The sequence below is a fragment of the Streptomyces sp. MMG1121 genome, assembly GCF_001280015.1.
Lineage (GTDB): Bacteria > Actinomycetota > Actinomycetes > Streptomycetales > Streptomycetaceae > Streptomyces.
Genome location: NZ_LGDV01000107.1, coordinates 38972 through 50751, shown reverse-complemented (window position 1 = coordinate 50751; position 11780 = coordinate 38972). Strand labels below are relative to the sequence as shown.

Sequence of the window (11780 nt, the reverse complement as noted above, 5' to 3'; positions counted from 1 at the left end):
CGCGGATGCGAGCGGCCCCGGGAGATCCCGGGGCCGCTCGGCCGTGTTCAGCCCAGGTGCACCGACCAGTCCTGTTCCGCGGCCGGCTTGCCGTGCAGGTCGGGGACGCGCTTGAGCCAGTCCGGGCGGTCCGCCCGGGTCTTCGCCGCGCGGACGCTCTCCTCGGCGGCGAGTTGCTCGCGGCTCGGGAAGTCGGTGGGCAGCCACTCGGCCGACAGGCGCACCCGGGCCAGGAGGTAGTCGACGTAGGCGGCGCGGACGTCGTCGGGCGTCGCGAAGCCGGCGTCCTCCGCCAGCCAGGCGTCGGGGACCTCGGCGACGATGCCCCGCAGCAGTTCCTCCGTGACCTTGGGGGCCAGTTCGGCGTCGGCCGCGCGGACGTCGGGGCCGTAGTGGCCGAGGGCGTGCTGCCGGAAGTCGTACTTCTTGCCCGGGGCCGTGGTGTCCCAGCGGTGGTGGAAGACGAGGGCGGCGCCGTGGTCGATGAGCCACAGGCGCGGCGGTACGGTGCCGAGCGTGGGCCAGACCATGAGGTTGGAGCTGTGCACCGTCCGGTCCACGTTGACGGTCAGCGCGTCCAGCCAGACGATCCGGCCCGCCTCCAGCGGGTCCACGGGGAAGCTCTTCGCGATCTCGGGCGTGAAGTCGGCGGCGCCCGGCAGATGGTCCATCCCGAGGTTCACGCCCACGCTCGCGCCGTGCAGCTCCCGGACCTCCTGGTGGGGCTCGTCCGCGGCGATCGCCGGGTCGAAGTGGACGAGGACCAGCTCCGGGAAGCGCAGGCCGAGCGCGCGGGCGAGTTCACCGACGATCACCTCGGCGACCAGCGCCTTGTGCCCCTGCGCCGAGCCGGTGAACTTCACCACGTACGTGCCGAGATCGTCGGCCTCGACGACTGCGGGGACGGAGCCACCGGAGCGCAGGGGTGCGATGTAGCGGGTTGCAGCAACCTCTCTCATACGACCAAGCGTGACAGCCGGGGAAGAACGCGCGTCAGTGGGAGTGGTCGGAAACGCAGTGGCTCGTGCAGTCCGCACGGCACTGCCGGCACGCGTACGGCGGCCGGGCACCGGGTGCGCCGCAGCGGCCGGGGCAGAGCTCCGGCATGGTGGCGCCCTCCCCTTCGCACACCGCGGTCTCGTCGTCCTGGGGGACGACCGGCCGGCGCTGGACCACGCGGCGCGCCCGGGCGTGATCACGGTCGTCGCGGCCGGGCAGCAGGGCCGGCTCGGCAGTTCCGCGCTCACCCGGCACCCGCGGGTGCTGCCGGTGGTCGCCCTACGACCGGCGGGGCCGGCTGATGAACCTGTCCGACCTGGGCGGATCGATCGACGCGAGGGGCATCGGCGGTCCGGGCAGTGCGGGGCCTGGGCGTCGACGGCCCGCCGCCGGGCGGACCGCGGTGATCCGTCGTCCACCGGCGTGCGCCGCCCGGGCCTGGTCCGCATCGTCGCGAACCTCGTGCCGGACGGCGGGTCGCGCCGTCCTCGCGCCCCTTGCGGGGCGCTCCGTCACTCGTCCTTCTTCTTTCCGGCCGACGCCAGCGTTCCGCCCAGGAGGGCCGCTCCCAGGGGCCACGCACGCATGTGCACCGGCAGCGTCACGGCGTGGTCCCCGACGCGCAGGAGCAGGCCCTTGGCCGCCAGGTCCCGCGCTGCGGCCGCGTGGCGCGGGTCGCGGGTCAGCTCGGTCCAGGCGCATCCCTCCAGGCCCTGGAGGAAGACCTCCGTGGTGGCGGGATCGTCGATGATGATCCGGTCGCAGGACTCGGGGCGCTCGTCCACGACGGACAGGAACGCCGGGCCCTTGCGGAAGTGGAGCAGGCCGAAATTGCGGGCGGACCGCCACTCGCCGGCGGACGTGGTCCCCCGCCCCGCCACCGTGATCGTCTCGGGGGCGGGCAGATGGTCGAGCCGTGGGATCAGGTCGAGCTGCCGCGCACCAAGGACCAGGGACCAGATGACGCGGGCGCCGGTCGAGGAGCATTCGCGGAGCAACGCGATGATCCGCGCGATCTCGTCACCGGGGAGCGCCGAGAAGTCGGCGGGCCGCGCCAGCCGCACTCCGGCGACGGGTACGCGGGGCAGCAGCGCCGCCAGCTCCGTGGCGGCGGGAAGCGCTTCCCCGTCGGCCCCGAGGGTCAGCGTCGCGGCCGCGGGCCGGCCACCGTCCGGTACGCGTGCCTCGTCCTCGGCCCGTGCCCTGAGTTCACCGATGTCCAGCAGCGTGCTCATCGACATGCCATGACCTCCTTGCCCTCGACCAGCTTCCGTCGGTACGGGTCGATCTCGAGCGCGACGCTGACGTAGCGCCCTTCGTCCTCGAAGGCCAGGCCGCGTTCGACGAAGTAGCGGAGCGTCTCCTCGATGTCCGCGTCCGCGACGACGTGTCCGCTGCCGGCCAGCCGTCGGCGTACTCCCTGGAGGCCGGCGCCCTGGAACATGCCGAGGTAGACGTTGCTCTGGACGTCGTCCAGCTCGATGACCTCCTCCGGCCAGCTGGCGCGGCGGTCCTCGATGACGACGCGGCCCCGGTCGTCGGTCCAGTAGGAGAGGGTGCTGTGCGGGTATGCCTTGGCCCATTCCTCGCACGCCTGCTTCATCTCGTCCTCGATGGACCCCGAGATTCCCTGGACGCTGGTGTCGAAGAAGAACACCATGTCGTACAGCTCGTTCCGGGGGACCTGGTAGATGAAGTCGTAGATCTCGGACGGACGGCGGAACATGAATCCCTGGCTGGGATCCTCGAAGTAGGGGCTGAACCGCTCCAGCGCGATGCGCCAGGCCCCGGTCGGCGGTTCCAGGTGTTCGAGCGTGGCCATTTTTCCGAGCAGGGCGCGGTAGTCGTCCTCTGTCTCGCCGGGGAAGCCGTAGAGAATGCTCCAGGTCACGTTGAGACCGAGATCCTGTCCGTCGCGCAGCATGCGTACGTTGTGCGCGGCGCTGACGCCCTTGTCCATGAGGCGCAGCACATGACTGCTGAGGCTCTCGATACCGGGCTGTACGAACAGGACGTTCGCTTCTTTCAGTTTGCTCAACTGCTCCCGGTTCATGTTGGACTTGATCTCGTAGTGGATGCGCAGATCACAGTCGAGGGCGGCTATCTCCGGCATGGCCGTGTTGAGATATTTCAGGTCCAGGATGTTGTCCACCATCACCATGTCGAGGACCTGATGGCGCTCGGCGAGATCCCGGACTTCCTGGGCGATCCGTTCGGGGGCCTTGCTGCGGAAATCGATGTTCGATCCGTTCAGGCCGCAGAACGTGCACTGGTGGGCCTCTCCCCACCAGCAGCCTCGGGAGGTCTCCAGCACCAGCATCGGGCTGACGTGGTCCCGGAGGGAGGAGTCGGCGAGCGCCCGGAAGTAGGCGTCGTAGTCGGGCGCGGGCACCGCGGCGAACGGGATGGCGCCCTGGGCCGGCGGGTTCACCACCGTCTGTCCGTCGTCCCCGCGCCAGCTGAGCCCCGGGACGTCGGCGACGCTCCTGCCCTTGGCGATGCGGTTGAGCAGCGCGGGCAGGGCACGCTCGCCCTCGCCGCTGATCACGTAGTCGAGCTGCTCGAAATTCCGGTGCAGGGCGGGGCCCTGCGCTCCGTCGCAGTTACTGCCGCCGAGTACCGTGCGGATGCCGGGTGCGCGCCTCTTCAGCTCCCTGGCCAGGGCGAGGGACGGCACGTTCTGCATGAAGGTGGTCGTGAACCCGACGACGTCCGGCGGATCGGCGGCGATCTCGGCCGCCAGGTCCCGGACGAATCCCCGGGCGTACCTGTGCATCTGCACGGGAAGCGCAGGGTCGATGTCCCGTTGTTCGAGGAACGCGGAGTACTCGTCGGCCATATGGCTGTCGACGTCGTACAGCGCCGAAGTGAACACCCAGTCGCCCACGCCGTGGAACACCTGATCCGCGATGTTCCCGTAATCCGACGTCGTGATGGAGCCGTCGCTCTCCCGCATCAGGTGTTCGGCCCAGCCGAGGTTGGCGTACAGCACGTCGACGGTCCAGTCGGCGGCGTTTCTCCGCACGCACGGCCCCAGGATTCCCAGTGCGCTGGACGGTGTGTCGAGCCCTTGCCACGGCATGGCGATCATCAGGATTTTCACAGGATGCCTACCCTAGGAAGTCTGCGAACTGCAGGGGGACGGGCAAATGAAAGCTGTCCCGAGATTACTCGGAAGAAGCGGGCGCGGAATACGGCCGGGAGTGAATTCGAGCAGCACTCCGGCCGCATTCCAGACGTCCTAGAACCAATTCCCGCGGGCTGCCCCGCCGAGCGCTGTCAGCAGTGCTCGATGCGCCTCGGCCTCTCCCACGGAGATCCGTACGCCGTACCCCGGGCAGGCCCGGACCCGGACCCCTGCCGTGGCCGCCGTCCGGGCGAGGGACTCGGCGGCCGAAGGGAGCGGGAGCCAGACGAAGTTGGCGCGGGACGGCAGGACCGGCAGCCCCAATTGCCTTAATGCTGCGGTCAGTTCCTCGCGCGCGGCGGTCACCGCAGCCAGGCGTTCGCGTAGTTCGGCCGCGCTGTGCAGGGACAGGATCGCGGCCTGTTCGGCGATGTGTGTCACGCCGAACGGCAGCGCCGTCTTGCGGACGGTGGAGATGACCTGCCGGGGTCCGGCCGCGTATCCGACCCGCAGACCAGCCAGCCCGTAGGCCTTGGAGAAGGTGCGCAGCACCACGGTGTTGCCGTGCGCGCGCATCACCTCCGGCGTGCCCGGGGGGTCACCGCCCCGGTCGAACTCCACGTACGCCTCGTCCAGGACCGTCACCACGTGGTCCGGAAGTGCGTGCAGGAAACGGTGCAGCCGGTCGCGGTCGATCACCGTTCCGGTCGGATTGTGCGGGGAGCACAGGATCACCACCCTCGTCCGCGCACCGACCGCGGCCCGGATCCCGTCGAGATCGTGCTCCCCCGACGACGTCAGCGGGACGTGGACGCCGGTGGCGCCGGAGATGGCGACCAGCAGGGGATACGCGTCGAACCCCGGCCAGGCGTAGACGACTTCGTCGCCCTCGCCGCACAGGGCGAGCAGGATCTGCTGGAGCACACCCGCGCTGCCGGGGCCGACCGCCACCTCGTCCGCGCGAAGGCGCAGATGACCGGCGATCTCCTCGGTCAGGGCCCGGGCGGTCGGGTCGGGGTAGCGGGCGAGCCGGGTCAGGCCCTCCTCGATGACGGCGAGCGCGGTGGGCAGTGGGGGAAGAGCCAGTTCGTTGCTGGACAGGTCGAAGGTGACGGGAGAACGCCCGGCGGCCGCCGACTCCGTGGCCCGGTAGGCGTTCACCTCGCGCAGGGTGCCGCGTTCTGCGAACCTCACGTTCATCGCTCGGACTCCTCGTGAGTGCCGGTCGGGTGTCAAAGAGTCCGTTCTGTCAGCGACGCCCGCGTGGCGAGCAGTTCGTAGAGCGTCTCGTGGACGGGTGCGGTCCTCCCCGCCCGGGCGGCGAGGCGGACGGCGGCCCCGGTCCAGGCCTCCAGCTCCGACGGCCTGCCCGCCAGGATGTCCCGTTGCAGCGAGGTGGTGACGTCGGCCGACTGCCGGTCCATGAGTCCTGCCGCCCGCTCCACGGCATCGTCCGGCAGTGCGATCCCGAGTCCGAGGGCGGTCTCGTGGATCTCCCGCATGCCGGCGATCAGCAGTCCGCGGGTGCCGGGGCGCGAGCGGAGTTCGCCGACGGTCGCGCCGCCGGTGGCGGCTCCGAGGCTGCCGATCGGGACCAGCAGCAGGAACTTCGCCCACAGCTCGGCCCAGATGTCGCTCGGCTCCGTCGCCGTCATCGTGGCGGCACTGAGCAGTTCGCGCAGTCGCAGCACCCGCTTGGTCACGTCGCCGTCCCACTCGGCGAAGCCCAGCGCGCCGGGGGGACCCACGTGTCGTACCTCGCCCGGGCGGATCGTCGTGGCGACGACCCTGACCGTGCCGGGAAGGACCCGGTCGCGGCCGATCGCGGCCGCGACCTGCTCGGGTGCCTCCACCCCGTTCTGCACGGTGACGACGGCCGTGCCCGCACCGACCAGTGGGGGCAGCGCGTCGACGGCCGCCGGCAGCTGCGAGGTCTTCACGCAGAGCAGGACGTAGTCGACCTCGCCGAGGTCGTGCGGGTCGTCCGACGCCCGCACCTCGGGTATGACCTCGTCGCCGGAGCCGGCGACGACGCGCAGCCCCTGTCGCCGGAGCGCGGCGAGGTTCTCGCCGCGCGCCAGGAAGCGCACATCGTGCCCGGCGGCGGCGAGCCGGCCGCCGAGATAGCCGCCCACCGCGCCGGCGCCCACCACGGCGATGCTCGGACCGTCCGCTTCCCCGGTCACCGATTCCCTGGTCATCGATTCCCTGGTCATCGGGGCAGCCGCTTTCCCACGCGCAGGGGCAGGGACTCCAGACCCCGGCTGAGCGAACTGTCGGAGAGCCAGGCGATCTCCTGTGGCGGCACGGCGAGTTCGAGCCTCGGCAGCCGGCGCAGCAGCGTGGAGAAGGCGATCTCGCCCTGGAGCCGGCCCAGCGGGGCACCGATGCAGAAGTGCGGGCCGTGACCGAAGGACAGGTGCCGGTTCGGTGACCGGGTGACGTCGAAGCGTTCCGGGTCGTCGTACACGTCGGGATCGTGGCCCGCGCTGGACAGCGACAGGTGGACGAAGCTGCCCTTGGGGATGTCCACTCCCCCGAGGTGCATGTCCTCGGCCGCGATCCGCATCGAGGCCCAGGCGGCCGACCCCTCGTAGCGCAGGATCTCCTCGATCGCGGAGGGAATCAGTTCGGGTCGGGCGCGGAGCAGGGCGAGTTGCCCGGGATGGCGGAGCAGCAGGGCCGTTCCGTTGCCGAGCATGTTGGCCACCGTCTTGTGCCCGGCGATGATCAGCAGCAGCAGCGTCGACAGCAGCTCCTGTTCGCTGTACACACCGGCGTCCCTGGCCCTGATGATCTCGCTCAGCAGGTCGTCGCGCAGGTCCTTGCGCCGCTCGGCCACCAGCTGGGTGAAGTAGTCCGAGAACTCCTCGCTGGCCGCCTTCAGTTCGGCCTCGTCGTGCTGCAGCGGATCCTGGCTGAGGACGTAGCTCCACTCCAGGAACAGCGGCCGGTCCGCCATGGGTATCCCCAGGTACTCGCAGATGACGGTGAGCGGCAGCGGCAGCGCGAATTCGGTCAGCAGGTCGATCTCACCGTTCTCCGGGAAGGCGTCGATGAGGTCGTCGACGATGGCCTGGACACGGGGCCGGAGCCGGGCGACCCGGGACGGCAGGAACGCGCGGCTGATGGGCTTCTTCAGCCGGGTGTGCTTGGGCGGGTCGGCGAAGCCGAGGTTGCCCACGACGAGCAGGCTGTTGGTCACGGCCCGGTGCCGGTAGCGGGCGGGCAGGTTCTCGACCTGCTTGGACAGGCGCGCATCGCCGAGCGCCTCCTCGACGACCTTGTTGCCGAGGACCGCGTACGCCTCGGCGCCGGGCGGAACGTCGATCCGGTGCACCGGGCACCTGGACCTCAGCTCGGCGGCCGCCGCGTGCGGATTCGCCCCGGGCTGGGTGAAGAATTCCGTGGGAATGACGTCCGTCATCGTGACTCCTCGATTCGTGCCGTTCCGCTGCCGCCCGCGACCGCCGGCACGATCCAGATGACGTCCTGGTTCTCCACTTTCGTCTCGAGCCCGTCGAGGCCCCTGATGTCGTTGTCGTTCCGGTAGACGTTGACGTAACGCTTCACGGACCCTTCCTGGTCCATCAGCCGATCCAGTACGCCGGGACACTCCCGGTCGACGTCCACCAGTACGTCGCGAATGTTCTCGCCCTCGCCTGGCAGCTGCCTCCGGCCTCCGGTCAGCACATGGAAAGCGGCGGGAAGCTTGACGGTCACGGTCGGCACCGAAAGGCTCTTGCCGACACTCTGCACGACGTTCGTCATTTCTTTTCCTCCCTCATGCGACGGAAAATTCCTGGTGGATCGCCGACGGGATCCGGATGTCGAGCCTGCCGCAGTGCTCCGGACCGGGCCGCCAGCCCGCTACCCGGTGCGCCATACCGTCACCGGTCGACCGGACGTACCAGATCACGTTGACCGGCCAGCAGGACTGGCGGAAAAGGTATTCGTCCATCCGGGTCGGGTGCTCACTCAGTTCCTGGAACCGTTCGTGCGGCGGGCCGATTTCGTGCCAGTTGGGATGCGAATGGATGGAGCCCATCAGCTCCAGACCGTTCGCGGACTGTTCCATGACGGCCCGCAGGACGCCCTTCTCGTCGGACCAGAATCCTCGCCCCGGGTTCCGGTACACCTCGCCGAACTGCGGGGCGATGGTCCCTTCGAATTCGGCGATGACGCTCTCGTCACGATCACGGACATTGGGCACGAATTCGATGTGGCTGATCGTGATCTCCGTGGCGTCCGACCGTCCGAAAAGGAGACCCGACGCACGCGGCAGATGGCTGGGCACGCCGTCGGCGTCCCGGCTGTCCAGACATTTCTGGGCTTCTCGCACGGCGTTGTTCATAAAACGTCGGGCCGGTTCGGGTTCGAATCGGACGGTCTCCGGCAGGTCGCCGTACAGTCCTGTCACCTGTGCCTCCCCAGCTGAACCACGGTCGAGCTGACCTCAAACGAGGGTGTCCCGGGGACCTCGAATCGTTCTCGAGGGTTCCTGGATCGCTCTCGAGGGGTCCTGGACCGTTTGTGAGGCGTTTCTGTGGGGAGCGCACACGAAGAGGCCCGGCCCCGTGACGTACGGGACCGGGCCGGGGTGGCGCGGGCGCGTCAGTAGTGGCTGTTCATCGCGGCCCGCACCTCGGCGAGCGTGGCGTCGGCCACGGCCCTGGCGCGCTCGTTGCCCTCGCGCAGCGTCCGCTGCAGGTAGGCGCGGTCCTGTGCGTACTCGGTGCGGCGGGCCCTGATCGGCGCCAGATACTCGTTGACCGCCTCGGTCACGGTCTTCTTCAGCGCGGCGGCGCCCGCGGAGCCGATGCCGGCGGCCACGTCCTCGGGGGTCCGGTTCTGGCAGAGGGCCGCCAGCAGGAGCAGGGAGGACACCTCGGGGCGGTGCTCCGGGTCGTAGGTGATGTGCCGCTCGGAGTCCGTCTTGGCGCCCTTGAGCAGCCGGGCCGTCTCGTCGGCGTCGGAGGCCAGGGTGATGGCGTTGCGGCGGCTCTTGCTCATCTTGGTGCCGTCCGTGCCGAGCAGGAGCGGTGCGTTGGAGAGCAGGGCGTCGGGCTGGGGGAAGACCGGAGTGCCGTTGCCGTAGCGGTCGTTGAAGCGACGGGCGATGGTGCGGGTGACCTCGAGGTGCGGGAGCTGGTCCTGGCCGACCGGCACCAGGTTGCCCTTGCAGAAGAGGATGTCGGCGGCCTGGTGGACGGGGTAGGTGAACATCAGGCCGCTCACCGCGGACTGGCGCGAGTGGGCGATCTCGTCCTTGACCGTGGGGTTGCGGCCCAGTTCGGCGACGGAGACGAGGCTGAGGAAGGGCAGCATCAGCTGGTTGAGGGCGGGGATGGCGCTGTGCGTGAAGATCGTGCTGCGCGCCGGGTCCACGCCGATGGCGAGGTAGTCCAGTACGAGGTCCTCGACGTGCCCGGTCAGGTTGTCCGCCACGTCGCGGTCGGTCAGGACCTGGTAGTCCGCGATGATCACGAACGTCTCGACGCCGAGGTCCTGGAGCCGGACGCGGTTGTGCAGCGTGCCGAAGTAGTGTCCCAGGTGCAGGCGGCCGGTGGGGCGGTCGCCCGTCAGCATGCGGAATCGTCCGGGGTCCTTGAGGATCAGTTCCTCCAGCACCGCACTGCGGGCCTGCGCGGCGGAGGTCCCGAGCGAGTCGGCGGAGGGACCTGCGGCAGTGGCGTCGGGGCCAACGGCCTGGGGCGTGGTGTTCACAACGTCTCCTGGTGGGTCGGTCTCGCCGTCAGAATGGCACGGGCCCTGGTCCAGGGGGACGCAGAAGGGCCGTCCTTCCGAACGGCCCGGTCATGCACGCGAGTCGGCCGCTCCTAACCGGAGCGCCACCAGCTCAGACATGACGAAAGATGCATGCGCACAGCATAACGTCCGGCCCGCCCGAGCGTCGGCAGATCGCCGGGCCCGGGCGGGTCAGCCGCCCGCGAGCGGGTTCGGCAGGGGCAGATAGCGGGCGTCCGCGCCGTCCGCGCCTGTCCAGCGCAGCAGCAGGTTGGTCTTGCCGGGCAGCGTGCGCGAGGCGAGCAGGGCGGGGATCTCGGGCAGGGCGTGCCGGGCGAGTTCGCGGCGGGCGGCGGGCCAGGGGTCGAGGCCGGGGTGGTGCTCGGCGAGGGCCGCGGCGATCTCGGTGAGGTGGTTCACCACCAGGCAGTACACCAGCCGCTCCCAGCCCGCGGCGCGGGACACGTCCGGCAGCAGCTTGACGCCCTCGGCGTCCCGGAACAGCGCCTGCACGGGGGTGCCGGCCGCGTCCACGGCGACGAGCGTGTTCTGCAGATGGGCCTCGACGACGACCCCGTGGGCGTCGAACGCCGTGAGGGCGGGCGGCACGACCTGGCGCAGATACGCCTCCCACCAGGCGGCCGGATCGGCCGCGGCGGCCAGCGGGCTGCCGTCGAAGCCCTCGGCGAGTCCGGCCGCGAGCAGCGGGGTGGCGCCGGGCGGGAGGTGGCCGCGCAGACCGTCGCGGACGAGCACCGCCAGTTCCTCGAAGGCGAAGGCGGCCGTACGGTAGCCGCGGTCGCTCAGCCAGGCCGCGGGCGGGCCCATGGCCGCGAAGGCGCGCCCGGCGGCTGTGTCGGTACGGCGCAGTCGCCGCAGGTCGTGGCGCCACAGGCGGCGGATGTCGTTGGTGATCCGCGCATCCAGGCTGAACTTCAGGAAGAGGTCGCGCCGGGGTGCGTAGACCGTGCGGATCGCGGCCGTCGGCCAGGCGTCGAAGGCGGTGACGCCGAGCCGGACCAGACGGCCGTCGGCGAAGGCCGGGGCGAGCTCGCGGGCGACCAGGTCGAGCTGCCAGGGATGGGCGGGCAGCAGCCGGTAGCCGGGCGGGGCGGTGCCGAGGGCGTCCAGGGCCCGGGTGTCGCCCTCCTCGGCGACCTGGTCCTCGCGGACGCCGAGCAGCACGAGCGGGAAGCGGGCGTACGCCTCGGGGGCGTACGGCAGCCAGGACGCGACCGGGCCGCCGCCGCGCGCCTTGGGGGCCGGGTGGTAGGGGTGGCCGGTGATCAGGGACTGCTCGGAGCGCAGATAGGGGTCGGCGGGTGCGGTCGCCCCGGCGCGGGCGGTGAGCAGCGCGGCGACCGCGTCCCGGCTGTCGACCATCTCGGCGGGCAGGTCGCCGCCGGGCAGCCCGGTGCGCCGGCGCAGCTCCTCGGCGACCAGTTTGACCAGTTCGGTATGGCCGAGGGGGTGCCAGATCCCGGCCGCGCGGACCTCGGGGTCTGCGGGGCGCCGCCCGGCCCGTACCCGCAGCAGCCGGCCGCTCGGCAGCCGGTGGACCCGGTGGTGACCGGGGCCGGGGGCCTCGGCCGGGTCCGGGTCCGGGCCGGGGAGCGGCTCGGCCACCTCGCGCAGCAGACAGTTGAGCAGGGGCGCGGCCGCGTACGCGTCGGCGCGGCGGCCGACGGCATCGGTGGGGGGTGTGAGGTCCACGCGATCCATTCGTTCTTCGTCCTGGGGGCCGAACACGTCGTCCACGTCGTCCATTGTCCCGCGGTGGCCTGCCGGGCGTGCGGCCGACGGGGATTTCCCGCCGGTCCCGGAGGCCCTCGGTCCGCCGCGGGGTGCGTCCGGGAGCCGGTCGCGATCAGTATGTCTGTCGTACCTCACAATCGTGCCTCTGGCC

General features: G+C 70.8%; 10 protein-coding genes. All 10 read right to left on the bottom strand.

Features of this window, described 5'->3' with window-relative positions; all coding sequences use genetic code 11:
• Positions 1-47 precede the first annotated feature (47 nt).
• Entirely contained in the window at positions 48-959 is a 912-nt protein-coding gene (locus ADK64_RS10710; RefSeq protein WP_053657490.1) for a HipA family kinase, read from the bottom strand.
• Between the two features lie 552 nt (positions 960-1511).
• Positions 1512-2240 (bottom strand): DUF5825 family protein, encoded by a 729-nt coding sequence (locus ADK64_RS10705; RefSeq protein WP_053657488.1) that lies wholly within the window; start codon positions 2238-2240, stop codon positions 1512-1514.
• Positions 2231-4090, bottom strand: a complete 1860-nt coding sequence (locus tag ADK64_RS10700) for a RiPP maturation radical SAM C-methyltransferase (RefSeq protein WP_267888538.1) — start codon at positions 4088-4090, stop codon at positions 2231-2233. Before ADK64_RS10700 ends, ADK64_RS10705 begins: the two co-directional genes overlap by 10 nt.
• A gap of 150 nt (positions 4091-4240) precedes the next feature.
• Positions 4241-5326, bottom strand: a complete 1086-nt coding sequence (locus tag ADK64_RS10695; RefSeq protein WP_053657486.1) for a histidinol-phosphate transaminase — start codon at positions 5324-5326, stop codon at positions 4241-4243.
• 32 nt (positions 5327-5358) lie between these two features.
• Positions 5359-6327 carry a 2-dehydropantoate 2-reductase gene (locus ADK64_RS10690; RefSeq protein ID WP_053657484.1) on the bottom strand — a complete coding sequence of 323 codons (969 nt, stop codon included), beginning with the start codon at positions 6325-6327 and terminating at the stop codon, positions 5359-5361.
• Between the two features lie 11 nt (positions 6328-6338).
• Positions 6339-7553 (bottom strand): cytochrome P450 family protein, encoded by a 1215-nt coding sequence (locus tag ADK64_RS10685; protein WP_053657482.1) that lies wholly within the window; start codon positions 7551-7553, stop codon positions 6339-6341.
• Positions 7550-7897 carry a MoaD/ThiS family protein gene (locus ADK64_RS10680; protein ID WP_053657480.1) on the bottom strand — a complete coding sequence of 116 codons (348 nt, stop codon included), beginning with the start codon at positions 7895-7897 and terminating at the stop codon, positions 7550-7552. The genes ADK64_RS10685 and ADK64_RS10680 overlap by 4 nt, the downstream gene beginning before the upstream one ends.
• 13 nt (positions 7898-7910) lie before the next feature.
• Positions 7911-8546 (bottom strand): hypothetical protein, encoded by a 636-nt coding sequence (locus ADK64_RS10675; protein ID WP_053657478.1) that lies wholly within the window; start codon positions 8544-8546, stop codon positions 7911-7913.
• Between the two features lie 194 nt (positions 8547-8740).
• Positions 8741-9853, bottom strand: coding sequence for a tryptophan--tRNA ligase (gene trpS / locus ADK64_RS10670; RefSeq protein ID WP_053657477.1), 1113 nt, complete (start codon positions 9851-9853; stop codon positions 8741-8743).
• Positions 9854-10066: 213 nt separating this feature from the next.
• Positions 10067-11596, bottom strand: coding sequence for an IucA/IucC family protein (locus ADK64_RS10665; protein WP_053657623.1), 1530 nt, complete (start codon positions 11594-11596; stop codon positions 10067-10069).
• Positions 11597-11780 lie beyond the last annotated feature (184 nt).

What these genes read in the sequence shown, in the direction of transcription:
- ADK64_RS10695 (WP_053657486.1), bottom strand. Translation starts at nt 5,326, where the DNA reads ATGAACGTGAGGTTCGCAGAACGCGGCACCCTGCGCGAGGTGAACGCC.
- ADK64_RS10665 (WP_053657623.1), bottom strand. Translation starts at nt 11,596, where the DNA reads ATGGATCGCGTGGACCTCACACCCCCCACCGATGCCGTCGGCCGCCGC.
- ADK64_RS10710 (WP_053657490.1), bottom strand. Translation starts at nt 959, where the DNA reads ATGAGAGAGGTTGCTGCAACCCGCTACATCGCACCCCTGCGCTCCGGT.
- ADK64_RS10705 (WP_053657488.1), bottom strand. Translation starts at nt 2,240, where the DNA reads ATGTCGATGAGCACGCTGCTGGACATCGGTGAACTCAGGGCACGGGCC.
- ADK64_RS10690 (WP_053657484.1), bottom strand. Translation starts at nt 6,327, where the DNA reads ATGACCAGGGAATCGGTGACCGGGGAAGCGGACGGTCCGAGCATCGCC.
- ADK64_RS10700 (WP_267888538.1), bottom strand. Translation starts at nt 4,090, where the DNA reads ATGATCGCCATGCCGTGGCAAGGGCTCGACACACCGTCCAGCGCACTG.
- ADK64_RS10685 (WP_053657482.1), bottom strand. Translation starts at nt 7,553, where the DNA reads ATGACGGACGTCATTCCCACGGAATTCTTCACCCAGCCCGGGGCGAAT.
- ADK64_RS10680 (WP_053657480.1), bottom strand. Translation starts at nt 7,897, where the DNA reads ATGACGAACGTCGTGCAGAGTGTCGGCAAGAGCCTTTCGGTGCCGACC.